The 23,839-nt window shown below is 59.8% G+C and carries 25 protein-coding genes; 19 read left to right on the top strand and 6 right to left on the bottom strand.

Annotated features, from left to right (window positions below):
* The first annotated feature begins 71 nt into the window (after nt 1–71).
* From KRZ98_RS19525 to KRZ98_RS19540, 4 genes are read left to right on the top strand one after another with little or no spacing between them, the layout of a single operon-like run.
* Nucleotides 72–638: an RNA polymerase sigma factor gene (locus KRZ98_RS19525; RefSeq protein ID WP_066764219.1), complete on the top strand. Its 567-nt coding sequence runs from the start codon at nt 72–74 to the stop codon at nt 636–638.
* The gene (locus KRZ98_RS19530; RefSeq protein ID WP_082733412.1) at nt 635–1,744 is read left to right on the top strand and encodes a FecR domain-containing protein; all 1,110 of its coding nucleotides are present in this window, start codon (nt 635–637) and stop codon (nt 1,742–1,744) included. Before KRZ98_RS19525 ends, KRZ98_RS19530 begins: the two co-directional genes overlap by 4 nt.
* A complete protein-coding gene (locus KRZ98_RS19535) occupies nt 1,726–4,401 on the top strand; it encodes a TonB-dependent receptor (RefSeq protein WP_066764214.1) in 2,676 nt (891 codons plus the stop codon). The genes KRZ98_RS19530 and KRZ98_RS19535 overlap by 19 nt, the downstream gene beginning before the upstream one ends.
* Entirely contained in the window at nt 4,402–6,525 is a 2,124-nt protein-coding gene (locus KRZ98_RS19540) for an Atxe2 family lasso peptide isopeptidase (protein WP_082733411.1), read from the top strand. It begins immediately after the preceding gene.
* A 30-nt stretch (nt 6,526–6,555) separates the two neighbouring features.
* On the opposite strand, the gene KRZ98_RS19545 is transcribed toward KRZ98_RS19540, so the two are convergent.
* From KRZ98_RS19545 to KRZ98_RS19570, 6 genes are all read right to left on the bottom strand, one after another.
* A complete protein-coding gene (locus tag KRZ98_RS19545; protein WP_216313481.1) occupies nt 6,556–8,304 on the bottom strand; it encodes an asparagine synthetase B family protein in 1,749 nt (582 codons plus the stop codon).
* Nucleotides 8,305–8,306: 2 nt separating this feature from the next.
* Complete coding sequence (locus KRZ98_RS19550; RefSeq protein WP_082733409.1) at nt 8,307–8,981, bottom strand: lasso peptide biosynthesis B2 protein; 675 nt, start codon at nt 8,979–8,981, stop codon at nt 8,307–8,309.
* A gap of 57 nt (nt 8,982–9,038) precedes the next feature.
* Nucleotides 9,039–9,173, bottom strand: coding sequence for a benenodin family lasso peptide (locus KRZ98_RS19555; RefSeq protein ID WP_156448003.1), 135 nt, complete (start codon nt 9,171–9,173; stop codon nt 9,039–9,041).
* A gap of 175 nt (nt 9,174–9,348) precedes the next feature.
* A complete protein-coding gene (locus KRZ98_RS19560; RefSeq protein WP_066764208.1) occupies nt 9,349–9,963 on the bottom strand; it encodes a GntR family transcriptional regulator in 615 nt (204 codons plus the stop codon).
* Nucleotides 9,964–9,981: 18 nt separating this feature from the next.
* The gene (locus KRZ98_RS19565) at nt 9,982–10,392 is read right to left on the bottom strand and encodes a helix-turn-helix domain-containing protein (protein WP_066764206.1); all 411 of its coding nucleotides are present in this window, start codon (nt 10,390–10,392) and stop codon (nt 9,982–9,984) included.
* Between the two features lie 151 nt (nt 10,393–10,543).
* Entirely contained in the window at nt 10,544–10,981 is a 438-nt protein-coding gene (locus KRZ98_RS19570) for a hypothetical protein (RefSeq protein ID WP_066764204.1), read from the bottom strand.
* Between the two features lie 400 nt (nt 10,982–11,381).
* Here KRZ98_RS19570 and KRZ98_RS19575 point away from each other — a divergent pair, with 400 nt between their 5' ends.
* From KRZ98_RS19575 to KRZ98_RS19645, 15 genes are all read left to right on the top strand, one after another.
* On the top strand, nt 11,382–12,131 hold the full coding sequence (locus tag KRZ98_RS19575) for a DsbC family protein (protein ID WP_066764243.1): 750 nt from the start codon (nt 11,382–11,384) through the stop codon (nt 12,129–12,131).
* 196 nt (nt 12,132–12,327) lie between these two features.
* A complete protein-coding gene (locus tag KRZ98_RS19580; RefSeq protein ID WP_197421474.1) occupies nt 12,328–12,642 on the top strand; it encodes a hypothetical protein in 315 nt (104 codons plus the stop codon).
* Nucleotides 12,643–12,772: 130 nt separating this feature from the next.
* On the top strand, nt 12,773–13,039 hold the full coding sequence (locus KRZ98_RS19585; protein WP_066764200.1) for a type IV conjugative transfer system protein TraL: 267 nt from the start codon (nt 12,773–12,775) through the stop codon (nt 13,037–13,039).
* A gap of 5 nt (nt 13,040–13,044) precedes the next feature.
* The gene (locus KRZ98_RS19590) at nt 13,045–13,680 is read left to right on the top strand and encodes a TraE/TraK family type IV conjugative transfer system protein (protein WP_066764198.1); all 636 of its coding nucleotides are present in this window, start codon (nt 13,045–13,047) and stop codon (nt 13,678–13,680) included.
* Between the two features lie 13 nt (nt 13,681–13,693).
* Nucleotides 13,694–14,440 carry a type-F conjugative transfer system secretin TraK gene (locus tag KRZ98_RS19595; protein ID WP_066764241.1) on the top strand — a complete coding sequence of 249 codons (747 nt, stop codon included), beginning with the start codon at nt 13,694–13,696 and terminating at the stop codon, nt 14,438–14,440.
* A complete protein-coding gene (locus tag KRZ98_RS19600; protein ID WP_066764197.1) occupies nt 14,437–15,771 on the top strand; it encodes a TraB/VirB10 family protein in 1,335 nt (444 codons plus the stop codon). The genes KRZ98_RS19595 and KRZ98_RS19600 overlap by 4 nt, the downstream gene beginning before the upstream one ends.
* A 23-nt stretch (nt 15,772–15,794) precedes the next feature.
* Nucleotides 15,795–16,442: a TraV family lipoprotein gene (locus tag KRZ98_RS19605; RefSeq protein WP_066764192.1), complete on the top strand. Its 648-nt coding sequence runs from the start codon at nt 15,795–15,797 to the stop codon at nt 16,440–16,442.
* On the top strand, nt 16,439–18,961 hold the full coding sequence (locus tag KRZ98_RS19610; protein WP_066764190.1) for a TraC family protein: 2,523 nt from the start codon (nt 16,439–16,441) through the stop codon (nt 18,959–18,961). The genes KRZ98_RS19605 and KRZ98_RS19610 overlap by 4 nt, the downstream gene beginning before the upstream one ends.
* Nucleotides 18,958–19,287 carry a hypothetical protein gene (locus KRZ98_RS19615; protein WP_066764188.1) on the top strand — a complete coding sequence of 110 codons (330 nt, stop codon included), beginning with the start codon at nt 18,958–18,960 and terminating at the stop codon, nt 19,285–19,287. Before KRZ98_RS19610 ends, KRZ98_RS19615 begins: the two co-directional genes overlap by 4 nt.
* The gene (locus KRZ98_RS19620; RefSeq protein ID WP_066764185.1) at nt 19,284–19,694 is read left to right on the top strand and encodes a hypothetical protein; all 411 of its coding nucleotides are present in this window, start codon (nt 19,284–19,286) and stop codon (nt 19,692–19,694) included. The genes KRZ98_RS19615 and KRZ98_RS19620 overlap by 4 nt, the downstream gene beginning before the upstream one ends.
* Nucleotides 19,691–19,927 (top strand): hypothetical protein, encoded by a 237-nt coding sequence (locus tag KRZ98_RS19625; RefSeq protein WP_066764182.1) that lies wholly within the window; start codon nt 19,691–19,693, stop codon nt 19,925–19,927. Before KRZ98_RS19620 ends, KRZ98_RS19625 begins: the two co-directional genes overlap by 4 nt.
* A gap of 40 nt (nt 19,928–19,967) precedes the next feature.
* Nucleotides 19,968–20,576, top strand: a complete 609-nt coding sequence (locus KRZ98_RS19630; protein ID WP_066764180.1) for a conjugal transfer protein TraW — start codon at nt 19,968–19,970, stop codon at nt 20,574–20,576.
* Nucleotides 20,573–21,586, top strand: coding sequence for a TraU family protein (locus KRZ98_RS19635; RefSeq protein WP_066764178.1), 1,014 nt, complete (start codon nt 20,573–20,575; stop codon nt 21,584–21,586). Before KRZ98_RS19630 ends, KRZ98_RS19635 begins: the two co-directional genes overlap by 4 nt.
* 137 nt (nt 21,587–21,723) lie before the next feature.
* On the top strand, nt 21,724–21,909 hold the full coding sequence (locus tag KRZ98_RS19640) for a hypothetical protein (protein WP_253204236.1): 186 nt from the start codon (nt 21,724–21,726) through the stop codon (nt 21,907–21,909).
* Complete coding sequence (locus KRZ98_RS19645; protein ID WP_066764177.1) at nt 21,906–23,837, top strand: hypothetical protein; 1,932 nt, start codon at nt 21,906–21,908, stop codon at nt 23,835–23,837. Before KRZ98_RS19640 ends, KRZ98_RS19645 begins: the two co-directional genes overlap by 4 nt.
* Nucleotides 23,838–23,839: the final 2 nt, after the last annotated feature.

The raw sequence follows: 23,839 nt of genomic DNA on the forward strand, positions 1-23,839 counted from the left end.
GCTCACCTCACATCGCTTCTCCCTTGCAATTGCGAGGACGGCGCTGCCACGTCGTGAGGAACCGTGATTTCATGTCGTCTGAGAATTTCAATCTGCCACAAGGCCTGAGAGACGATGTCGCTCAGAAAAAACAAAGAGCCGGAATGGCGGACGTGCAACAGATATACGAAACCGAGGCGCCGCGGCTGCAGCGCTATTTTCAAACCCGCTTACGCTCGCGGGATGACGCCTGCGATCTCGTACAGGAATCCTTTGTCCGCCTGGTCGGTTGCATGGCCAGAACCAGCCTTCCACGACCGGCAGCCTATCTCCAGCGCATCGCCCGAAATCTTCTGCTGGATCGGTATAAGCGCCTCGAGACCCGGCTCCTGGCGTTTCATGTGCCGATCGGCGAAGATTTCGAAGTGGCAGTCGCGCCGGATCAGGCCGCACGCATCGAGGCCGAAGACGTGATGCGGATTTACAGGCGCGCCCTTGAGGAGCTACCCCAACGGACGCGAGAGATATTCCTGGCTCATCGGGTGGATGAACTGACATACCGGGAGATCGCGGAAAGCATGGGAATTTCAATCCCGACTGTGCAATATCATGTCGCCCGCGCGCTGGCCCATATCGACGCAGCTCTGGAACAGGAATGATGGAAGACACAGATCCGCCGCGTCGGCATGGACAACTCAGGGAAGAGGCAGCCGACTGGTTCGCTATCATGCGTAACCCGGAGGATGCAGAAATCAGACGCAAAGAGTTCGAAGCATGGCTGGCGCGCGGCGCGCTTCACCGCGCCGCCTACAACCGGATTGCCGAAGCCTACAGCATCGGAAAGCGTTTGAAGCACCCTCCAGATGATGATGCCCTCACTTCCAATGCTGCGCCTGGCGACGATTTCCGGCAGAGCCAGCCACGGACCAAGACGAAAAGACGCGCGCTGCTTATATTGGCTATGATCGGCGCCGTTGCCCTTGTTGCGCAATGGGCTGCAGGTTCGCCGGGTGATGAGATTAAACACCACTCGCTTGCCATTAGTTCGGCACTTGGCACATCCGATGATCCTGCGCAGCTGAAGATTGCTACAGCCACCGGCGAAATCCGATCGTTTCGTCTTGATGACGGTTCTGTCGTCGCGCTCGATACGAACAGCCTGGTACTGGTGGATTTTGACGCCCGGCGAAGAAATCTTCGCTTGCTGCGCGGGCGCGCCCGTTTCACCGTCGCCCACGAGCGGCGGCCGTTTGCGGTTCATGCCGGCCGCGGAACAGTGACAGCACATGGAACGGTTTTTGACGTCACTCTCCTTCCGAACAACCGTATTGTCGTGCGACTAATGAGAGGTGCCGTTGACGTTACGGCAGACGGCCCCGCGAGGGAGCGTGCACTGCCGACGGTTCGACTATCTCCAGGCCAGCAGGTCGAACTACGCGATGCTCCTACACCCCTAGCCCTCGAGGTCGTCAAGGCACAGGCCAATGACAGTGAATGGCCTGCCGGATTGAAGGAATATAGGAATGTTCGCCTCGGAGACCTGTTCGCGGAGGCCAATCGCTATGCTGACATTCCCCTGGTGGGAGCAACACCCGATATAGAAGATGTTCGGGTCTCGGGAAATTTCCGTATCACGGACAGCGCGCGACTGGCACGCAATCTGGGGGACGTGCTGAGGCTGGCAGTCATTAGTGGACCTAACTCGATTGCCTTGGCCCGGCGGTGCCCTGCCCTTCCGAAAGGAAATTGTCGCCCGCCATCATAATCGGCTCTCTTTGCTCGTCGTTGCCCACAATGGAACCGGTCTCGAACGAGGCCGGAATGAAGTTGGGGGTAACGATGAAAGAGTTCGGACGGTGGGCAGTCGGTTCGATGTTCGCGCCTGCGCTAATGGGCATGGCAACACCAGCGTTAGCTGCACCAGAACAAAAGCTTGAATGGAATCTCGGACGGCAGGACCTCGACGGCGCGTTACGCGCCATCGGGCGTTCTAGCCGCCGTGAAATCATCTTTCGCCCCGAGGAGGTGAAGGGGTGGCAAGCTCCACCGCTCAACGGGACCTATACTGCGCTTGAAGCGGTCGAGACGGTACTTAGAGGCACCCGATTGACAGCGGTGGAACGCGATGGGACCATCCTCATTCGGCAGCGATTTTCAGCGGCATCAGATGAGGCCGTGACCTCGGGTGAGAATATTGTCGTCACCGGGTCACGAATTCGCGGGGCACCTTCGACGTCACCCGTCACCATAATCACGCGGAATGACGCCCAACAACTGGGTCATATGGATCTCGGACAGGTAGTGCGCGACCTTCCGCAGAATTTCGCTGGCGGACAGAACCCGACAATCGCAGCTGGCGGGCAAGGCGGTTTCACGAATGTATCCGGTTCATCCGCGCTGAATCTGCGTGGCCTTGGACCCGATGCATCCTTGACCTTGATCAATGGTCACCGTGTCGCATTCGACGCAATTAGTCAGGGAATCGACATCTCCGCCATCCCTCTTGCCGCTATTGAACGGCTTGACGTTGTCGCAGATGGCGCCTCCGCGCTTTATGGCTCTGATGCTGTGGCAGGTGTCGCCAACGTAGTTTTAAGGCGCAGTGTAGACGGGGTAGAAACATCCGCGAGGTTCGGCACCGCAACGGATGGTGGCGCTGCCACCCAGCAATATAATATTGTAGGCGGCTCTTCATGGCGCTCCGGCGGGTTCATGATCGCGGCTGACTATCAGGATTCAACAGAAATTTCCGCGCAGCAGCGATCCTACACCAGCAACGTGGCACCCGATACGACGCTGATACCCTCGCAAGATCAGATCAGTTTGGTCATGGCCGGCCATCAGTCGATCACGGAGTCGATCGGCTTCGAAATAGATGCCCACTACATGCGTCGCTCCACATCGCGCTGCCTAATTGGTGTCGTAGCTACAAGTTGCGCGGCACAGGGCAGCGTCGTCAAATCGACAGCTGACGGCTGGTCAGTTTCGCCAGCGTTGAAAGCTCATCTGCCGTTTGGCTGGGACATCCGCCTCTCCGGAACCTATAGCAGAAGCGATACCGACGTGGTGACGCGAATCTTTTCTGCCGGAACTGAAATTGTTCGCGCGTTACCGAATTATAGCAACGAACTGAAATCGATCGAATTGGGAGCAGAGGGTGCTTTGTTTGCTTTGCCCGGGGGCGAAGCAAGGCTGGCCGTTGGATTGGGTTTTCGCTCCAACAATTTGGCGGTGGACTCGCGTCGCATTGCCGCAGGGGTAGAAAGCACAACCGAGGCTGTATCCGAGAATCGCAAGGTCGGCTTTGCCTATGGCGAGCTATTCTTGCCGCTGATATCGTCTGGAAATGCTGTGCCATTTGTCGATAAGCTGCATCTGATTGGCGCACTTCGCTATGAGGACCACCAAGATATTGATCGAGTAGCTACGCCGAAGATCGGAATGGTGTATTCGCCCATTCGTGGTCTTGAGTTTAAGGGAAACTGGGGGCGATCATTCAAGGCACCCAACCTTTACCAGACGGCTATGCTTAGCAACGCGCAGTTGTTGTCGGCCTCGGAGTTCGACCCCACTCCATCAAATGGCTTCCCCGTCCTCTATCTTTTCGGAGGCAATAAGGACCTGAAACCGGAACGCGCAACGACGTGGAGCGTGTCAGTTGCACTAACTCCCGAAGCTATGGAAGGATTCAAGGCCGAGGTCTCGTATTTTAATACCCGTTATTATAACCGCGTCGGGTCTCCGATCGTGGAATTCACCAGACTTTTCGATTCCGCATACAATCAGTATACACGACTGGACCCAACAGCCGCCGAAGTGCTGGATGCCGTTAACGGCATAACCGGGGTCTTTCAGAATTTCACAGATGGAGCATTCGACCCATCGTCAGTGTCAGCGATCGTCCAGGATTATCTACAAAATATATCCGTCCAGAAGCTGGAAGGCGTGGATTTCTCTGCAGCGTATACGCACGATTTCCAACAATATGGCAGGGCAACGCTCAATGGCTCAGCCAGCTACTTGAACAGTACGCGCGAGGTTATACCCGGCCTCCCTCTCGTCGAACAGGCAGGGATAATCTTTACACCGCCACATTGGCGGGCGCGCATTAATGCAAACTGGCAGAAAGACAATGTCGACCTTTCCGCTACGGTGAACTATGTCGGCGAAACAAATGATAATCGGTTCGAGCCAACGGTAACCGTGGGTTCATTTACGACGGTCGACGCCGTCGCGACGATCCGCAGCAATTCCGGCAGTGGCATATTTGCCAATGTCGAATGGCAAGTAGGGATGCAGAATCTCTTCAACACCAAGCCCCCAACAATTAGGGCCAACCGTGCAGCGCAGGTTCTGGTAGATTCTGTAAATCACTCTCTTTACGGTCGAACGGCCAGCATCACCTTGCGTAAGAGCTGGTAAATGAGCCGTGCACTGCATGCCGCATGCACAATTGCGGTCTTGGGAGCATCTCTTTTCTCAGCTGCGGCACGGGCCGAACAATCCTGCGCCTCCCTGTTGCCGAATGAGGATATGGACGAGGCGCACCGACCGGTTACGCCAGAAGCGTTGGCGGCATTGCGCGATATTGGGCCAGCGCCACGCCCGGATCGGACCCGCTCCCTTTTTTCGCTGTCACCTGATGGTCGCCAGATCGCGTTTCAGCTTCACCAGGGAAATCCTCCGGAAAACCGTTATTGCGTGGGCATTGTGGTGATGTCGGCAGCGCACCCGGCCCGGCCTGACCTTATCGATGTCAGCCATGAACTCATCCTTGATTCTCCTGCACGGTATAGCTGGGCGTCTTTTCATATTGGGGCACCCTTGCCGACCGCACCGCGCTGGTCACCGGACGGGCGATCAATTTTCTATCTGAAGCGGATCGATGGAAGTACGCAGATATGGAAGGCCGATCTCGCGAACGGGACGGTTGTGCAGTTCACTCACGCCAGTGTGGATGTCGATGATTTCCAGATCTCGTCCGATGGACGCAAGATCAATTATGTAATTCGCCCTGGGGTGAAGGCCAACAGCGCAGCGATCGACCGGGAAGCCCTGACAGGATGGCGCTATGATGAGCGCGCATTTCCAGTGCGGGGCGCTCGCCCGCAAACACCAGGGTCGGACCGTGTTTATGTCGTAGTTGACCTCAAGACGGGCATAGAAATGCCGGCCAGCCAGACGGCGACCAACGACTTCACGCAGCCCGATCCGAATGAGAGCCTAATAGATTTAACGATTAATCGAGCGGGCGACAGCGCCTTCGGCGAACGGATTGACGCCTCCGGTTTCCCGCAGGATTTTCGTATCGTTGTAGAAACGCGGGCGGGCCGTCGTCACCCATGCTTGCTTGAGGAATGCCGCATAGGCTGGTTGGCACCATTATGGTGGGCGCCGGATGGACGGAAGGTTCGGTTCTTTCGGCGAGAAGGCTGGGCCAATAGCCTGACCGCCGTCTACGAGTGGTTTCCAGGAAGCAGAAAGGTCCAGCGTCTACTGCTGACCAGCGACTATCTGGTCGAATGTCAGCCAATAGGCGATGACTTGGCCTGCCTGCGCGAGCGTTCAAGAGAACCAAGGCATTTCGTTAGATTTGACCTCGATCACAAGACGGAAAAACGGATTTTCGATCCGAACCCGGAGTTTTCACACTTGGCCATGGGGCATGTCGAACGGATGAACTGGCGCAATAGCACAGGCATCCCATTTTATGGCGATTTGGTTTATCCGGTCGGATACTCCGAGGGAAACCATTATCCTTTGATCATCGTTCAATATCGAACCAAAGGCTTTCTCCGCGGGGGAATCGGTGACGAATTTCCAATTCAGCCTTTTGCCAATAGAGGGTATTTCGTTCTTAGTGTCGATAATCTGACGTATGAGGATATCGTCGGTAAACAGGCAAATGCTGAAACCTTGGTCTCGGTATTCAATCGCGATTTCGCAGGACGCAGGAACATCCTTTCTGCCATCGAAGTCGCAACTCGCTCTTTGATCGACCGTGGACTTATCGATCCGCAGAGGATTGGAATTACCGGTCTGAGCGATGGATGCACAACCGTGCAATTCGCAGCTATTCATTCCGCGCTGTTCTCCGCCGGCTCCGTATCCGGCTGTGGGTGGGAGCCCATTCAAGATGCATTCCTGGGACCCATAGTGGCGCAGTCTTATCACGAGGCCGGGTGGCCGCGATTAATCGATAAAGATCCTGACTTTTGGAGCCATATATCTTTACTAAATCAAGCAGGGCACGTGAAGTTCCCAATATTATATCAGGCCGCAGACAACGAATATCTTGCGATGCTTGCGGGGTTCACGGCCATCAGGCAGGCTGGAATCCCTAGCGATATGTTCATTTATCCGAATGAGGATCACATAAAATGGCAGCCGGCGCATAGGCTAGCGGTATATCGTCGCAATTTAGCCTGGTTCGACTTGTGGCTGAACGATACGAAGTCAGCGGCCGTCGACGTGAGTAAAGAAGCGGCTGATTGGATAGCGATGAAACGCAAATGGCTATCAAGGTCCTCCTCGTCCGATTTTTAAGCGCACTACACTCCTATAATGTGCGTGCTGTTATGCCGCAGACCAGGTCCTCACCCACGCCTCGGTATCAAGAAGCGCCATGATCCGGGGACAATCGGAGGCGTCAACTTTTTGGCCGGGGCGTAAGGCCTGCTCAATTGTGTAGCGGTCAAGCAGGCCATGCTTCGAAAGCAGCCCATCAAGCAAGCGTTCCGCAATAGAAGATCGATGCATGTTTATGAATTGCGCAACGAAGCCGTCAGGCCCCCCCTTCCCCAATCGACGGAGAACTGCCGGGGGTAACGCATTAGAAAATGCTTTCCTTGCAATTGCACGATCACGCCCCCCTTCAACCGCCCACCAACTCGGCACACTCAAGCAAAATTCCATCACAGGTTGAGACAGTAGTGGACTGATCATCGGAACCGAAAGATTCTTGTCTCGGTGCTCGATATGATGGAGCGCCCGTAATATCTGGGCAACGTGCCCCTTCTTGCCAACCGATGTAGACTCGGGTGGAGAAAACCAGGGATGTTCGATAGGCTGCCCACACTCGGAGTTCAGGAAGTCTCGATGCAAATATTTTTCCGCCATTTGCCAAGGCAGGCCCGAGGCAAATTTCCGAGGAATACGCACGGCTTCTGCGATAACCTCCCAAATGCTTGCGCCAGTAATTTGACAAATATCGCGGACAGTCGGAATCAACGCAATTGATAATCCTTGATCCCTATACCGATCAACAAGCGGTCGGGCAGAATGGGTTGAATAAAATACGTTGTCTCCGCCAGCTCCTACAAAAAAGCTATCCGCTCCGGCACTGGCAGCAGCCTCTCGTACTATCTTATTATATGCTTGCTCATGGGATTTCCCAGACGGAATTGGAATAGCTACGGCAGTCGATTCGCTAATGTTGATGTCCGCGTCAAGATAGGACGATTCGATGAGCTTCGCGCCGATCGCGGTACAGACGTCCCTAGCGTAGAACCGTTCATCACCGGCCGGATCGTCGGTAACGGCAGTCATGCATGTGACTTCGATACCAGTGCGAGCCAAGCATTCCGCCACAATGGACGAATCTAGCCCGCCAGAGAGGCCTACCAAAGGGCGGGAATAGCAGGAAGTCCATGTTTTTATCGTCGAACTGACGAGTTGAAAAAGATCTGTTGCACATTGCTGGGAATTTGCGTGACGGTCGGTCGCGACATAATCCCAAGGGCTCCAGAATAGGGATTGCGCGACCCCTCCCGCGCCGATCGTTAGCATGCATCCGCCCTGAAGTTGGCAAATGCCGGACAGCCCTGTCTCCGCTGTGGGAAGCTGAACATGGTACAAAGATTTTCCCACAAATCGCCAATTTACAGATGGGCGAACAAATCCTGCGCCGATCAGAGTCGACACATCAGATGCACAAGCAATCATTTTGCCGATCGCAGTGTAATAGCAAGGAATCGCGCCCGAAGGATCGCGCAGAATTTTCACATTGCTTGATCGATCTGCCAGTGCGACATATGCGCCCCAATAGTCATCGCGAAGCGATCTGATCGGATCTTCTAAAATATCGATAATCTGATTATCGTCAAACCGGGTAATCTTTTTCGAATTTTCGCGCCGAGAAAACAATGTCCCCACTATCGCACCACTTCCTGCCGGCAGTCGAAGAATAGTCTCCGGTTCATCGGAAAATAGGGTGATGTGATCACCGCGATAGACTTCTCGAAGCCCCGTGTCGGCAGCAATCTGCTTCAAAATTTGCTCACTTTCGCCGATTTGAGCAAAGGCGAGAATCAGGTACCGCGACACTGTCAGGCTACCAATATCGGCGTGAACATTTGAGCGCGATCTGGACTCTCATTGACAACCACGTTGCCGTCCTGAACCCAACAATGTGCCGCGAAGGGCGTGGCCTGGACGCCAATGACAAGCACCGGAGAAAGTCCGTATTTCCGACAGATGGTCACGAGAGCCAGAGATCGAGGCAGGCAACGATCGTGACTACCTAAAATCAGATCGGAAAATCGAAAAGCATGCACCAATCGAACAAGATCGCGCCGCGACGCCTTTTTCATCCCACAGGAAGACGGACGCCGAATGCTTTTGATTCTATCTATCAGGCTTGAAAAAGGCTGATGACGCACACGCCATGTCCAAATCAAACGGCTTGCGATCGCACAGACAGCGAGTGGAATGGAAGGAAATCGGCCGTCAGGGTCAACCTCGACTTCCGGTGGTGGAAGGGATGCAAATTTGATGTTGAGCCTTTGCGGGAGATCCGCAGTTTCTACCAGGAACCCTTGTGCGACAAGGTGCTGCAGTATCGGCACATCGTCGAAAGATGGCGGACGGCCATCAAGCCAGCGCGAAAAGGGTTCCACGAACCGCTCTGGTAACGCAAAATAACGGCCAATGCGTGCATCTAGGAATATGATGGCGCCAGCACTTTTGCAAAAGCAAAGATCGTCACGGAGCATGAATGGCATCTTTGTTTCCTGGATGAAGGGCACGCGCGCCGGAGTTGACCCACGTGCCCTCGCACATCAGTCGTCCGTAAGACCGGGTTGATTTTGCAGACCGCCGATTCCGTCATTGTATCTGTTGCCAGATCCCTTGGTCTCCTCGACCACAAGGCCGAGGTCGATCAGGTCGGTGTCCGAATGGTTGTCGCGTTCCATACTTACCTCCTTCTTAGATATGCTGCGAAGTTGCAGCTCCAACAGAGTAAAGCAGGAAATGCATGATCAGCGATCTTATAAGGTCGCGCGCGCGCGACTAACTGGTACTACTTCTCCAACAGACCCTTTTCTGCGACGATCGTACCGTGTAACCATTTGATTTTATTCGACGTGACTATGAAGAGATTGCTTCCCATATCCTGCTCACGCGGCGAATCCTTCGCCGGTGATAGGCCCAGAGAACCTCGAAACGGTCGGGACCTTGACCGGAAGCGGTCGCGATCCTGACCGCTTCGAGTTCTTCTGTCAGGTTGCCCAACACCCGAACTTCTCCGAGGCGGGCGATATGGAGTCGCTCCGTTGCCGATTTAAGCGCCCTTCTATGTTCATGATCACCGCAAGCCTGTGCGATCGCCAGAAACAGGTTCGTCGCAGCCCTCGCGAGTACCTGTCCATCGACTTCCGTCCCGGCATAAGATTTTGCGTCGAAATCAATGGCCAGACGGTTTGCCTTGAGTATCAGGCGTACCAGGTGACCGTGCCAGCGGTAGAGATCGCATAAGGCATCGGTTGTGATCGCCGGCAAACGATAGCCACCGCCAAAAGCAATCTCTAGCATATGCTCGCCGACCAGGCGCTGCGCCGCGTCCCTGAGTGGCGACACGGATACGCCATATTCGGCGGCCAGCGCTCTCTCGTTGATAATACTGCCGGACGCAAACCGTCCGGCCATGATATCGGCCTTGAGGAGCAGATATGCCCTTTCGGCCAGGACGGGCTCGGGAGACATGCCGGAGTCCGACGTTCATCAAGCTGGCCATATGGCGGCAGCGCCGCCCCTTGAAGCGAGCCGTGCGACAGCCGTTGCCTGATGACGGCTCACGACGTCAAGAATGTCGCGTTCCAGATCCCACAGGTCATCCTGGAGAAGAAGTTCGTTAGGTATTGGCATCTTGTGCTCCACTGCGAAGAGGAAAATAAACAGGTGAGACGCCGTCATCCGTAGCGCATGCGCGCAGCGGATATGGTCTTCAAGCGAGGCCGTGCCGGCCCCGCCCTCGAGTTCGCGGATCCAGCGTTCGGTGCGGCCGACAGATTTTCCGAGGCTGCGCTGGGAAATTCGGTCTCTGCGCCGCCACCGTTCGACGAGCTTTCCAGAAAGCTCCTTGATCGATGAGAATATGTCACGATCGATCGCTTGGGGACTTTGAAGCGTCATCTGCAGGTCTCCCTGTCAGCGGCTCAAAAGTCCAAGTCACATCGCCTATGCGTGGCAATTTGTTGTAAATAAAACCGATCGTCAAGACACAGATCATTGCGCATGCGAGACCAATTTCTGGCAGCCGCTCGAAATTATCCAGCGTACGCGACTATCGGGGAGAACGACGGGCAGAACGCCCGGTCTTGAGGGGCATTTCGCGGAAAGATTGGATGACCTTGATGTCTTCGGCTTCCTGCATGTGGATCAGGGCCGACAGGTAGAGTCTCCAGACCTGTGGCAAAGGATGGATGGCCTCCGACCTACCTGCGGCTTCGACAATCTCATCGACGAGGCGTGAGAGGGTGTTGGAGGTACCGACATGTCGAACTTTACGTCCGCCAAGACGGTCCAGCTTCGGGTCAACCAATTCCGCGATGAGATCGTCCGCCGCACATTGATGGAGAAGATCGACGGCAATGAACAATGTTGTTCCATAAGGCAGAAAATCTCCGGCGAGATGACATAGCCGGCAATGGCATTGCAGGAACAGATGGATGCCCTCGTCGGACAGTTGAAGCTTGTAGGCCCTGGACTGCTGACTCCCCATAGTCGTTCTCCCGGCGCAGGCAGCGATTCTTTCGCGGTCGATATGCCTGCGAGGTTATCGACTCTGCGCGAAGTGAGCGATCCCGAGACAAGGAACAGAAGGTGAAACCGGAAATATACTTCCGGTTTGCGGAAGTGAATTTCCGATAACCGGAACTGAAGTGCCTTAAACCGGAAGTGAGATTCCTCCTCCCTTGTGCGGGGAAGGGATTTTTCGCCACTCAAGACCGTGTCGAGACGGAAGCAAGGGCGAGAATTACCGAGTGATCGGCAGCCTGTGCCCGCCTCATCCCCACCCAGGGAGAATTGCGGTTATGACCAGAAAGCATTCCAGTCGCACAGCGATGCTCGTCGCTCTCTTGACGGGTATTATGCCCCTCCATGGTGCGGCGGCGCAAGGCATGTCGCCAGAAAGGCACGAACCTGCCCGAAGCACACAGGGCTCGGCCCCGCTGCACGAGGCTGCCGCCGAAGCCCAGGTGAAACTGCAGCAGACCTTCACGAACCTGCAGTTCGAGGATTTCGGTCCCGCTCCGGTCGAGGGACCGATCTATCAGGCTATAGCGGGCGGAAAGATCGTCTATTATGCGCCACGGAGCGAACATCTGCTGTTCGCGACGGTCTATGACCGCAACGGCGTCAATCTAACCGCGCTGGCGCAGGAACAGGGTGCAACGCGGCGGCTGAAGGCAATCGATCCTGGCAAAGCGCTGGCGATCGGCCCTGCAGATGCCCCCACCGTCATCGAATTCACCGATCCCGATTGCCCCTATTGCCAGGCGCTCGATCGTTTCTGGAGCGCCAAGGCGGCGGAGGGCAAGCCGGTGAGGCGGCTCATCTTCTTCGTCAGCGGCATTCACCCGACCGCCGCCGCCAAGGCGGAACATATTCTCTGCTCGCCCGATCGCGAGGCGGCGTTCAAGGACGCCTATTCCGGTCAGGCTCCGCCGGTGCTGCGGCAATGCGCTGTCGGCCATGACAAAGTGGCTGAGGACGCCGAACTGGTCGCCAAGGTCGGCATCTCGGGGACACCGACGCTGATCGCCGACGGCAAGCTTATTTCAGGCTTCCAGCAGGCTGAACTCGAGGCGTTTCTCGACCGGCACGCGAAGTCGGCACCGGCAAAGGCTGTGTCCGATGTGCAGCGCTGATCTGAAGCGCGCCGTCGAGGCGACGCACATTTTCATTCCGGAGGGCATCCGGCCCGGCCTCAACGGTGCCGGCCGAATGAATCAGGATGCCGGCGGCGGCGGGCTCATGGAGCCGTCCACCGACGCCCCGGCCGACACCGATCCTCTTTCGATGCCGGCAGGCTTTCGTTGGACGGCTCCTTTTTGGAGCAGTGATATGATGCGTACACTCGGCAACAAGGCCCTGGCGGTGGCCAATTTCGGCCTCCCTTTCGGGGCGATGGCCCTGATCGGTGGTCCGGTCCATGCCTTCTCGGCGCCGGCCCAGGGCGATCTCGGCTACGATATCTACGATATCGTCGTGAACCAGGGCGTGAAGGGTCCGATGGGATTTGTGGGCGGTGTCGCCGCCTTCCTGTTCGGCGTCTCGCGCCTCTTCTCGAACATCATGATCGGCATCCCGACCATCGTCGCGGCCGTCTGCCTCATCAAGGCGGACTCCATTCTCCAGACTTTCGGGATGGTCGTCTGAGACGCGCGGCAGGACTGCGCCCCGGCTGACCGGGGACATGCAGCCTATGCCGCCGCCAAGCTGGGGATCGATGGTCGGTCCCCGGAAACCGGCACCTTCACAGGTGTCATGAAGCAGGAGGAGAAGGGCAATGGACGAACGCCTTCCGCAATATCTGCATCGGCCGGTCCAGATTCTTTGGTTCGGATCGGACGAGTTCCTGCTCGCGACCTCGAGCGTTTTCGTGGCCGCGATCGTAGGCGGACTTGTCGGCTGGGCGCTCATCGCCGCCCTTCTCCTTTTCATCCCGTGGAAGCGGACCAAGCCCAGGGGCTATTTGCCCCATCTCGCCTGGCGCTGGGGCCTTGTGTCCTTCCCCCACTATCCGGGTCCCACGCAGACCCGGTTCTTCGAGTAAGCGCCATGGGCATCTTCAAGCGCAAGGACCGGGGCGATGACCCCTTGCTGGGCAAGCCGGCAAGCTATGGCATCCATCGCTATCTGCAAGGCTCAGCGAACCTTTTCGAGGAGAACCGGCTGCTCAAGGTCGCGATCGCCGGCATGTTCGGTGTTACCGCGGTCCTGGGCGTGGTGATCTACACGACGAACCAGAATACCCGCACCATCATCGTGCCGTTCGGCGCCACAGGCGATCTTCATGTCTCCGGGAACAAGCCGTCCGAGGCCTATATCGTCTCGATGACGCGCAACGTCGTCGCACTGTCGGGAACATGGTCGGCCTATTCGGCGGACCGGCAGTTCCAGGAGCTGCTCGGCCTCGTCCACCCGTCCGCTTACGGCGCAATGCGCGACAGCCTGAACGTCATACTCGACGAACTGGCGAACAATCCGACGCTGTCGATCGCCACCTATATCCGGGGCGATCAGCCGGTCCGCTGGACCGCCCATGAGATCGTCGTGCCAATAGAGAAGGTGCGGGTCATCGGCGGCGTAATCCGCAAATTCCGGGGCATTTTGCGCATCGGCTACGGCATCGAAAATGGCCGTTTCTGGCTGACGCGCCTTTCAGAGGAGCAGTTCGATGCCGAAACTCGCTGACCGCGAGATGCCGATGCGCCGCGCCCTGACGCTTTCCCTGCTGCTTGCGGCGGTGCCCGCAACGGCGCAGACGATCCATGCGCTTCCTGATCAGACCAGCCATATTCGCCTGTCCAACCGCGACATCAATCATGTCGTGTGCGAGGGCGGCGAGATCGAGGACATCAAATTCTCCGCCGAGAAGGGCCTTGCCGTGGAAAAGGGCGGCCCTGACGCCTGGATCAAGTTCCTCGCCCGTGAGATCGACGATGCCGGTCAGGTGACGCGCACTTATGTGACGCAACCTTCAGAATTCTTCGTGCATTGCAACGGCGCCACCTATCCGCTCTATGCCGAGCCAGCCGAGATCCCGGCCCAGACGGTAGTGCTTGTGCTCGGCGCCCGGCAACGCGCCCAGACCAATAGCGCGTTGATGGCTGCGTTGGCCGATGAGGACCGCGCCGTTTCCATCACCATGGCGCTGCTGGACGATCGCATCCCCGCCTCGTTCAGCGAGGTCGCGCCATCGGCCGGCTCGCTCAGCATTGCGGCGGCCCCAGACCTGTCGATCATCGAACAACGCCGTATCGCCGTCGAGGGCGCCGGGCTTTCAGCTTCCCAATATCATGTGCGATCCACCGCCGCGGTGACTCTGGACGAGCGCCAGCTCGTCGATCCTGCGCTTGGGGAGCGCATCTTCTCGGTCACCCTGGACCGGGTCCGCCTCGACGCAGGTGAAACGGCGCGTCTCGTCGTCGTGCGCCGGGGAGCCGGGCAATGAACGGCGAGATGGACAAAGATCAGGCAGAGGGACCGGAAAGCCTGTCGCCCTACCAGGCGCATCTTGCCGCGCAGAATGCGCGCGACGAAGAGACAGCCATGCGCCGTCCCGCCACGGCCTTGCCTGACTGGAAGGCGCTATGGGGCAGGCTGTCGGCAAAGCAGAAGCTGCGCGCGCGCCAGTTCCTTGTCGGCGTCGCGGTCGGTGCGCTGGGGATCGGTCTCTATGTCGCTTCGGGCAGCCAGGAGGAGATCAAGCCTGCCAATCCCGCATCCTCGCTAAACATGGGCGCAGGGCTGCGCGGCGACAGTCTCGAGGTGAAGCTGCGGGGCGACCTCAAGAAGGTCCTCGATGGCCAGCAGCTTCTGGGCGACCGGGTCAGCGCGATCGAGGAAGGCAAGGTCGTCCCCGGATCACGGACCCCCGGCGGCAAGGTGCGGGAAGGTATCGATGGCGATCTGCCGCCTGCCCTGCCGGACAGCGTGCCCGCTCTCCCCTATCCCCCGGAAACCGGCGACATCAGCGCGGATGCCGACAAGCTTCCTGCGCCGCCCACCGGTCCGGTTGCGCCGCCTGCTCCGCCCGCGCCGCCGGTGGAAAAGACGATCGGCGCGATCGGGTCGGCGACCGGGCAGGTGGTGGCTCAGGGCGCGGTCGACAATTCCGCCTCATCCAAAAAAAAGAATCGGACGATCTATTTACCGCCTGGTTTCATGAAAGCACGACTGCTGACCGGGATCGACGCGCTGGCGAGCCGGGACGCGACCAGTAATCCCGAACCCATCATCGCTCGGGTGCAGGCGCCCGCCGTCCTGCCAAATGAGGTGAAGGCAAACCTTGCCGGATGCTTCGTCGTCGGCAACGCCACGGGCAGCCTCGCCAAGGAACGGGTCGAGGTCCAGCTCGTGTCCCTCTCCTGCGTAGATTTCGACGAACATTCCATCGTCGATCAGCCGGTCAAAGGCTTCTTCGTCGATACCGATGGCAAGAAGGGCCTATCGGGCAAGGTGGTGACACGGGCGGGTGCGACGCTGGCGCGCGCCTTCATCGCGGGCACCATCAGCGGCATATCGCAATCGGTCGAAAGCACCTTCGGCAATACCTCGACTTCAGCTCTGGGGACAGTTCGCACGCTTGATGCGGGCGACGCGGCGAAGACCGGCATCGCCGGTGGGTTTTCCAAATCCTCGGACAAGCTCACCGATTTCTATCTCGATCTCGCCCGCCAGGCTGGTCCCATCGTCGAAGTGGGCGCCGCCAAGGATGTGGTCGTGGTGATCCAGGAGGGGGCGACCCTCGAAATCAAACCCGGCGCAGGAGCGAAGTTCTGATGCGCCCAGCGACAGGAGATACCATGCCACGCCAGCTTCACTCCCGCATCACTATCTGCTGGCGCACGACGCGCGCGATATCGCTGATCGCGCTGCCGCTGTTCGGGCTTTCGGGCTGCGCCACCGTGGGATCGGTAATGTCGCCCTACAGCGAGAAATTCTCCTGCAAGAACAGCGACCACGGCCAGTGCATTCATCCGGACCAGGCCTATGCCGACGCCGTCGCAGGCCGCGCCTCAAAATCCGATCCCGCCGTCACCAACGATCGCAAGCTGCTTGGCCCGGATGCGAAGGGCCGAGCGCGGACGACGGGCAGGCGTGATGGCGGAGCCGGAGCGCCACCGGCTCCTGCGACGGCATCGAGCCCGCACAATGTCGGCACGCTGATCGAGGGACCTGGCTCACCGATGCTGCGCCCCTCGCGCACGATCCGGACATTGATCCTGCCCTATGCCGACAAGCAGCGGCCAGACCGCCTCTACATGGCGCGCTATGTCTATTCGATCATGGATCGGCCGGCCTGGGTCGTGGGCGACTATCTCGTCGAACCGGGTGGCAGGACGCCGGCACCGCCGGTGCTGCGCACGACACGCGAGTCCGCGCCTGACGCCGTGGCTGCGCCGAGCGGGGAAGCCATCCCGCTGGCCGTCGATCGGGAGAACCGGCCATGACCGCTGGGCCCGCCGACAAAAATCTCAGCTACCAGCGCCTGCGTGCCGCCGTGACCCGCGATGCCTATTCGGATTTCCTGCCGATGGTCGCGTGGGTGGAGGAGGAGGAAGCCTTCCTGTGCATCGACGATGGCTGGGGCCAGGCCTGGGAGCTTGTTCCGTCGGCCTATATGTTCGCTCATGTGCAACAGGCGTTGCTCGGGCTGCTCAATATCCATTTCCCCGAAGGCACGGTCCTTCAGCTCATCACCTTCGCAGATCCGCTGATCGATCCGGCGCTCGACGCCTATCTCGACCTCAAGGTGCGGCCGGACCCGCTGGTCCAGGCCTCGGCCCGGCGCACAGCCGATTATCTGCGCAGCGGAACCAGGGGGCTCGATGCGCTGCATTCGATCCCGGTGCGTGATTTCCGGCTATTTCTCTCTATCAAGACGCGGGGCAGTCTCGGCGCTGACCTGCGCCGGCAAGTCGAGGAGCAACTGGCGAAGATGGGTATCCGGCGCCTGCCGCCGGACGAACTGGTGAGCTTCTATCGGCGGATCTTCAACGGTGTGTTCGCGCCGGCCCCAGGGGTCTTCCTCAGCGAAAGCATCGGTGGCATGCCCGCGCCTTCGATTGCCCGGCAGATTATCGAGGCCGGCCCAGACCTCTGCTTCGAGGGCCCGGAGGTGTTCCTCGGCAATCAGGTCGCGCGGTGCCTGACGCCAAAGGCGCCTGCACGCCGGATCACCGCCGAGCGGGCCAATCGCCTCTTGGGCGGGATGCGCGGAAGCGCCGAAGACAGCGATCAGATCGGCGGGCCGTTCCTCTACTGTCTCTCGGTGCTCTTCGATCAGTCGCAGTTCGAGATCCACAAGCGCGCGCAGATCCTTTCGGCGCAAAAGGCCGCCGGCAGCTTCGCGGTCGAGGTCGGCAAGCAGATCGAGGAGATCGGCTGGATTCTCGATGAAGCGTCGAACAGCCGGTTCGTTTCGGTGATCCCGACGATGTGGGTGTTCGGCCGCGACAGCGCGCAGGCGCGGGAAATGGCGGCCCGCGCCAAGCGGCTGTGGGAATCCGAACCCCTGCCCTTCATGGTGCAGGAGGAGAGTTATCTGCTCCCGGTCTTGCTGGCCGCCAGCCTGCCCTTCGGCCTCTACCCGGAAAAGCGGACCTTGAAGCTGCTGGAGCGGGATTTCCGCATGCCGGTCAAGGCCGCAACCTTGATGGCGCCCGTGCAGACCGATTTTCGCGGCGGCGGCCGCCCTGCCCTGCTCTATGTCGGACGAAAGGGGCAGCTCATCACGCTCGATCTCTTCGATCCGCGGATCAACAATTACAATTTTATCGTTTCGGCTGAGAGCGGCGCGGGCAAGAGCTTCCTGCTCAATAATCTGTGCCAACAATATTATGCGCAAGGCGCGCTCATCCGGATCATCGATATCGGCGGCTCCTATCGCAAGCTCTGCACGCTCTGTTCCGGGCGCTATATCGATATCGGCGAGGAGCGTCTGGTCCTCAACCCCTTTGACATGGGACTCGCGCTCGACGGCGAGGACAAGCAGTCGGCGATCGCCATGGCGGTCGCGATCGTCGCGGAAATGGCCAATGCCTCGACCCGCAAGCCCGTCACCACGTCGGAATGGAATCTCCTCAAGTCCGCCGTGCAATGGACCGTCGACAGCGGTCGGGGCGTGGACGGCATCGATGCGGTGCGCGACTGGCTCGGCCGCTATCCCGACAATGCAGCCTCCGACCTCGATCGGGTCGACCATCTCGTGCCGGTCGCGCGCGAACTGGCGTTCAACCTGCGCGATTTCGGGTCGCAGGGCGCCTATGGCCATTTCTTCAACGGCCCCTCAACTTTCGACATCTCCCGCGACGAGTTCGTGGTGCTGGAACTCGAGCGCTTGAAGGCGCTCCCGGACCTCTTCAATGTGATCGTGATGGTGGTGGTAAACGCCGTTACCCAGGAACTCTATCTCTCGGCGCGCGACAAGCCCCGCTTCGTGTTGTGCGACGAAGCTGCGCAATTCATGACCCGCAGCGACGGACAGGATCTCTCACGCCTCGCCGAAGCGTTCGGCCAGGGCTATCGCCGCGCGCGCAAATATCAGGGCAGTTTCGGCATCGTGCTGCAGAGCATGAACGATCTCATGCTCTTCGGCGGCACGGGCCAGGTGATCCTCGAAAATGCCGCGACCAAATTCCTGCTGCAGGGCTCGACCTACGACAAGGCGGTCGACAACAAGATCCTCGACTATTCGGGGTTCGTTCTCGATCTGCTGAAATCGGTCCGCAACGCCAAGCCCAATTACAGCGAGGTGTTCATCGACAGTCCGCTGGGCCTGGGTATCGCCCGCCTCGTGGTCGATCCCTTCAGCTACTGGATCAACACGTCTGCGCCCAATGAGGTCGCCGCTTTCGAAGCATTGGTGCGGGCCGGCCGCAACCCCCTGGAGGCGGTGTGCGAATTGGCCGGTGTCGATCCGGTCGAGGTGCTGGGCTCTGCGAGCGTTCGGGATTGGAGGCCGGCATGACGCACAAGGCACTCCCCCATCCCGACCAGCTGGCGCTCGACTGGGAAAATGATCCGGCGATCGAGGCGTTGATCGAAGCGCGCGTTGCCAAACGCGCCGAAGCGGCCGCCTTCCAGTGGCGGCTGCGCCTGGTGGGCATTGAAACCTGCATGATGGGCAGCCTCGTCATCGCGGCCGGCCTCGCGCTCGACCAGCCGCCACTTCAGACCATTCGCACAGGGCTTATCGTCGCCGCTGCCTGCTTTGCGAGCGGGATGCTGCTCATCGGCCTGTCGGGCGCATGCGGGATGCTTCTCACGCGCTTGTCGCGGTGGAGGCGCAAATGATCGACAGGATCGAACCCTTCACCCCAAAAATGATCGATGACATCGGCGCGATCTGCCGTTGCCAGCGCTATCCTGGAGAGAATCAGAATGATTTTCTGGGTCGCGCGATCCTTGCGCTTCACGAGACCCATGGCGAGTGCGCGCGCAGCCTTGAGACGGCTGACAAGCTGATAGCCGGTTTTCTGAAGGACTCTCGGCGCGTCCCCGTTCTGGGTTCCGTTATGCAGACCTGCTGCGCGGTCGTGCCGCTCATTCCGTTCATGTTTCTGCTCGGCCGTCCTGTCGTCATCTACGCTTTGTGGCTTGGCATCGTCTGCCTTGGGCCTGTCGTCGCAGAAGCCGGGTGCAAGCTGTTCTGTCGTCTGCGCCCGGTTCGTTCCGAACCGGCGGAGGTCGAACCGGTATGAACGGCATCTTCTCATCCACACCCGCGCCGGGACCGATTCGCCTCATGGTCGGCAGCCAGGGTCTGTTGCTGGTGCAGTCCTTCATCGCGTGGCAGCTGCCCGCCGTGCCGAACCTGTTCCGTATACTCGTCGGGATCACGGAAATCGTCGCCATGGCAGCCCTGATCGGCGCCGCGGTCGGCGAGGATCGCGAAAGTTCTCAGCTTTATTGGAGACGGCGCCATGGTCGCTAGATCGCAGCATCGGCATTTCGGTCGCTGCCTCTCCCTGTCCATGCTGGCTGCGATCGCGACGACGGTGAGCTCGCTGATGCCCTCGGCGGGCATGGCGGCGACCAGCAAGATCGGACGCGTCTGGCCCATCGCCGAGCCGGACGCCCTGAGCGAGATCGAGGGTCGGGCCGCTCATGTTCCCGACATGAAGAGTGCCTTCGGGCCGCGCCAGAACTGGTCGGCCATGAAAGCAGCGACGCTCGGGATCGCCCATGTCGACCAGAACCGCACGGTGGTGCCCTTCTATACCCTCGATCAGGATATCCGGCTTGCCGACGGCAAGCTGCTCTACGCCAAGGGCTATAGCTTCAATCCCCTTGCCTATGTGTCGCTCCCGCAGCGGCTCATCGTGGTCCACCCCCGTGATCTCGCCTGGGCGTTGCGGACCGCCAGGCCGGCGGATTTCATTCTGCTGGCGGCTGGGACTCCCGGCGATGGCGATGCGATTACGCTCGGCGAACGTCATGGCCGGGCGCTGTTCCTACTCGAAGAGCGCGTCAAGGTGCGGCTGGAACTGACGGTCGCACCGGTGATCGTCGCGCAGGCCGGGCAGAAGTTGGTGCTGACCGAAGTCGATCGGAGCGAATCCAAGCGGAGAACCGCGCGATGAAACAGGTATCGCTCCGCAGACTGCTGGCGCTGGGCTGCGCCTTTGCCGCCTTGGCGGTCGCGGCTCCCGCCCATGCCTCCAAATGCGAGGCCGGCACGGTATTCAATCCGATCACCAAGGTGCGCTGGAACTGCATTTTCCCGATCACGATCGGCGGGGTGAAGGTCGGTCCGAGCGATCCGCTGGGCAAGGCGCTCGATGCCCAGTCCGCCTCCAAGCCGCTATGCGCCTGCCGCAAGGGCGTGACCTTCTGGTTTGGCGTCAAGGTCAGCTTCTGGTCGCCCAATCGGATGGTCGATGTCGTGACCGAACCGGGCTGCATGATGGCGCTCGGCGCCGACATCATGCCGACCGGCGGCAGGCTCCAGGGGAGCCAGAGCAGCATTTCCGACGGCACCAATACCGCCAAGATGTTCGCGCAAATGCACTACTATATCGCGCCGGTCTGGAAGATGCTCGACATGTTCACGGACTTGCCCTGCATCGAGGATGACGGCTTCGATGTGGCGCTGATCACCGAAGTGCTGCCGACCTGGCAATCGGCGACCCTGGGTGCGATCATCCAGCCCGAGGCGATCCTGTTCGGCAATCCGGCAGCGGGCCTTGCCTGCATGGCCGACAGCGCCGCAGCCGCCGCCGGCAAGGTCGTCGATCCGCTCTTCTGGTGCATGGGCTCCTGGGGCGCCACCTATCCGGTGGCGGGCGATATCCATTTCGGGGACAGTGTCGAGGCCTGGGCGGGGCTCGCCGCGCGCGGAGTCTTCATGATGGGACGTCTCGGCGCTCTCACCGTCAGTTCTGCCGATGGCTGCTCCTTCATTCCCCAGCCGGTCTGGACCAAGAGCCGCTACAAGTTCCACCTCATGGAGCCGGTCAAGGGCGGCCAATGCGTCAATGTCGGGCGACCAGGCGCGCTCTGGACCAGCGCAAAGCACGCGCCGGGCAAGGACAATGCCCAGTTCATGCTGTTCGAGAAGACGATCTGCTGCGCCGGGGTCTCCACGCCATGAGCAACCCGTCTCGCCAAACCCGCGCCAGATCGTCTGGGATCAGCCGATCGCCTGTCCGTCACCTCAAGGAGTCAGACGTCTCTTGCGCGGCTAGACCGGCGCCGCATAGCCCCCGCGGCGCCGGTCGGGCGGTCGGCGTGGCCACCACAACCAACGATGATGCGGCACCCCCCTCCCCGCCGCATGTCGTCGTGGCCACGCTGACCGTTTTTGAAGGACAGGCAGTGTTTCGGGCGGAACTGCCCCGCCCGGTTCCAGCCATCCTGTTGTTCCGGCTGCGGCGCGGATCCCGCCGGATCATACCGAGCGATATCCGGCCATGAGGAAAAGATTGCTGCTCCTTATGGCGGGGTTCAGCTTGCCATTGCCGCTTCATGCCCAGACCGCGGAGGAACGCGCCCGTGCCGCGGCGCAAGCCGCCAGGGCAAAGAGCGCGGACAGCGATGCGCTGCTCGGCAATTATGTGCAGCCGGGCCTTGGCGGAAAGGCGATCACCACGGTGAATTCCTCGCAGGCGTTCACGCCTAAACTTGCCTGCCAGAAAAGCGCCACGTTACTCGAACTGCTCGCGCAGCCCAATGCCACCGGCGATATCGGGACGCTGAGCATTTCGCGGGACCGCGATCTAGACGGCAGCTTCGATGAGGCGATGACGGTACCTGTTCCCGTCTCGGGTATCTGCGCCAACGGGATCATCTCCTGTACGCCGGGTACCTGGAACGCCTGCCGCTTCTTCCGCTGGGATGTTGCGGGGGCGGGATCGCTCAAGCTCAGCGAGATCGAGCTGACCGATCTTGCCGGCTGTTACTGCGTCAACAACAGCTGCGGCAACAACCTGGTCTGGGGCAATATGGCCTCGGTGCTGAAAGACCTGGGTGGCGGCGTGGTCGGCGCGCTCACCACGGCCGATCCACGGATCGGCATCGCGCAGGCCTCCGTCGATGGCCCGGTGATCCGCTATACGGGTGCGCAGACCACATCCTGCGCTGCGGAGCCGCAGATCGGCGCGACGGCGTACAAGGCCAATCCCGGCGCCATCGCCGGCGACGCCTATGCCGCAGCGCAGACAAGCAGCGTGTTCCAGGCTCTTTCCGCGTCTTCGACCGGCACTGGCACGTCGCAGCTGCGCCGAAGCTGCACCATCACCCGGCAGATTGCACAGGAAGAGATGACCGCCGAGAAGATCATCGATCGCGTGTCCGGCGGCTACGCGACCTATGCGGCAACTCCGAACAGCCGGACCTTCGTCATGGGCTCCCCCACCGACAACAGCCTCTCTGGCGGATCCTGCACCCTCATCGATTTTCATATGACGCTGAGGGTCAAGGACACTGAAAGGCTGCAGCAAGTTCTATTGACCCGCTTTGGCGGCGACGACTGGGCGCAGATACGAGTCGATGGCGAATTGGTCGGCTCGGGTCCGGAAGGCTGGACCGGAACCGGACTGCCGCCGGGCAAATGCGAGAAGAAGGGCGCCTTCTATGTCTATCCCAATCTCGATCTCACATCGAAGATGCCCCTGGGTGATCACGATATCTGGCTTCGCGTTGCGGTGGCTGATGGCGGCGAAGCCTACGCTTCGATCGAGGCGAAAGTCGACGCCGGCTGCAAGACGAGCGAGCAGCTTGTCGACACCTGTTCGGGCTATGCCGCAAATGATGCCTGCCGCCTCGGCGATGAAGAGGTCGATGGCGTCGTCACCTACCGCAACGGCACCAAGACGGGACTTACCCCCCTGCCCCAGACCCGGTTGATCGGCACTGGCGCCTGCACGACCTCGATCAGCCGCGATTTCTTTGATCGCCGGCGCAATTATGCCTGCACGATCGACCAGGGCACCGCCGCACAGCCCGATCTATCGCGCGGCGCCTATATCATCGACCATTCGACAGAGACGCTGCTGGCCGATCGGGTGAGGGATGCCGATGGCGGCTATAGCCTTACCACTCGCAATTTCGCCCTTCCGGTGGCCGGCAGCGTCAATGCCTGCGAGCCCATCTGCAAGACCCGCAAGGCGCAAGCCAATAGCGCCGCGGCCCCGGACGGCGTGACCGGTTCGAAACAGACGAACCCGACCGGCTGGGACACTTTCTATCACGCCTGCCAGGACAGTAATGTCTGCCCCGCCGGCGAGGGCGAGGAGCTGGTGCAGGGTTGCGGCTGCATTGATGATTTTCCCGAAGCGGTGGTGATGATGCAGACCGTCCGCCTCGGCGGCGCGGACATGGTCTGCACGAGTGCGGTGCGATGATG

The organism is Sphingobium sp. AS12 (genome assembly GCF_019097845.1).
Lineage (GTDB): Bacteria > Pseudomonadota > Alphaproteobacteria > Sphingomonadales > Sphingomonadaceae > Sphingobium.

Excerpts from the sequence above, each read along its gene's own strand:
- KRZ98_RS19525 (WP_066764219.1), top strand. The coding sequence starts at position 72 with ATGTCGTCTGAGAATTTCAATCTGCCACAAGGCCTGAGAGACGATGTC.
- KRZ98_RS19530 (WP_082733412.1), top strand. The coding sequence starts at position 635 with ATGATGGAAGACACAGATCCGCCGCGTCGGCATGGACAACTCAGGGAA.
- KRZ98_RS19540 (WP_082733411.1), top strand. The coding sequence starts at position 4,402 with ATGAGCCGTGCACTGCATGCCGCATGCACAATTGCGGTCTTGGGAGCA.
- KRZ98_RS19550 (WP_082733409.1), bottom strand. The coding sequence starts at position 8,981 with ATGCCATTCATGCTCCGTGACGATCTTTGCTTTTGCAAAAGTGCTGGC.
- KRZ98_RS19555 (WP_156448003.1), bottom strand. The coding sequence starts at position 9,173 with ATGGAACGCGACAACCATTCGGACACCGACCTGATCGACCTCGGCCTT.
- KRZ98_RS19560 (WP_066764208.1), bottom strand. The coding sequence starts at position 9,963 with ATGTCTCCCGAGCCCGTCCTGGCCGAAAGGGCATATCTGCTCCTCAAG.
- KRZ98_RS19565 (WP_066764206.1), bottom strand. The coding sequence starts at position 10,392 with ATGACGCTTCAAAGTCCCCAAGCGATCGATCGTGACATATTCTCATCG.
- KRZ98_RS19570 (WP_066764204.1), bottom strand. The coding sequence starts at position 10,981 with ATGGGGAGTCAGCAGTCCAGGGCCTACAAGCTTCAACTGTCCGACGAG.
- KRZ98_RS19575 (WP_066764243.1), top strand. The coding sequence starts at position 11,382 with ATGTCGCCAGAAAGGCACGAACCTGCCCGAAGCACACAGGGCTCGGCC.
- KRZ98_RS19580 (WP_197421474.1), top strand. The coding sequence starts at position 12,328 with ATGATGCGTACACTCGGCAACAAGGCCCTGGCGGTGGCCAATTTCGGC.
- KRZ98_RS19585 (WP_066764200.1), top strand. The coding sequence starts at position 12,773 with ATGGACGAACGCCTTCCGCAATATCTGCATCGGCCGGTCCAGATTCTT.
- KRZ98_RS19590 (WP_066764198.1), top strand. The coding sequence starts at position 13,045 with ATGGGCATCTTCAAGCGCAAGGACCGGGGCGATGACCCCTTGCTGGGC.
- KRZ98_RS19595 (WP_066764241.1), top strand. The coding sequence starts at position 13,694 with ATGCGCCGCGCCCTGACGCTTTCCCTGCTGCTTGCGGCGGTGCCCGCA.
- KRZ98_RS19600 (WP_066764197.1), top strand. The coding sequence starts at position 14,437 with ATGAACGGCGAGATGGACAAAGATCAGGCAGAGGGACCGGAAAGCCTG.
- KRZ98_RS19605 (WP_066764192.1), top strand. The coding sequence starts at position 15,795 with ATGCCACGCCAGCTTCACTCCCGCATCACTATCTGCTGGCGCACGACG.
- KRZ98_RS19610 (WP_066764190.1), top strand. The coding sequence starts at position 16,439 with ATGACCGCTGGGCCCGCCGACAAAAATCTCAGCTACCAGCGCCTGCGT.
- KRZ98_RS19615 (WP_066764188.1), top strand. The coding sequence starts at position 18,958 with ATGACGCACAAGGCACTCCCCCATCCCGACCAGCTGGCGCTCGACTGG.
- KRZ98_RS19620 (WP_066764185.1), top strand. The coding sequence starts at position 19,284 with ATGATCGACAGGATCGAACCCTTCACCCCAAAAATGATCGATGACATC.
- KRZ98_RS19625 (WP_066764182.1), top strand. The coding sequence starts at position 19,691 with ATGAACGGCATCTTCTCATCCACACCCGCGCCGGGACCGATTCGCCTC.
- KRZ98_RS19630 (WP_066764180.1), top strand. The coding sequence starts at position 19,968 with ATGCTGGCTGCGATCGCGACGACGGTGAGCTCGCTGATGCCCTCGGCG.
- KRZ98_RS19635 (WP_066764178.1), top strand. The coding sequence starts at position 20,573 with ATGAAACAGGTATCGCTCCGCAGACTGCTGGCGCTGGGCTGCGCCTTT.
- KRZ98_RS19645 (WP_066764177.1), top strand. The coding sequence starts at position 21,906 with ATGAGGAAAAGATTGCTGCTCCTTATGGCGGGGTTCAGCTTGCCATTG.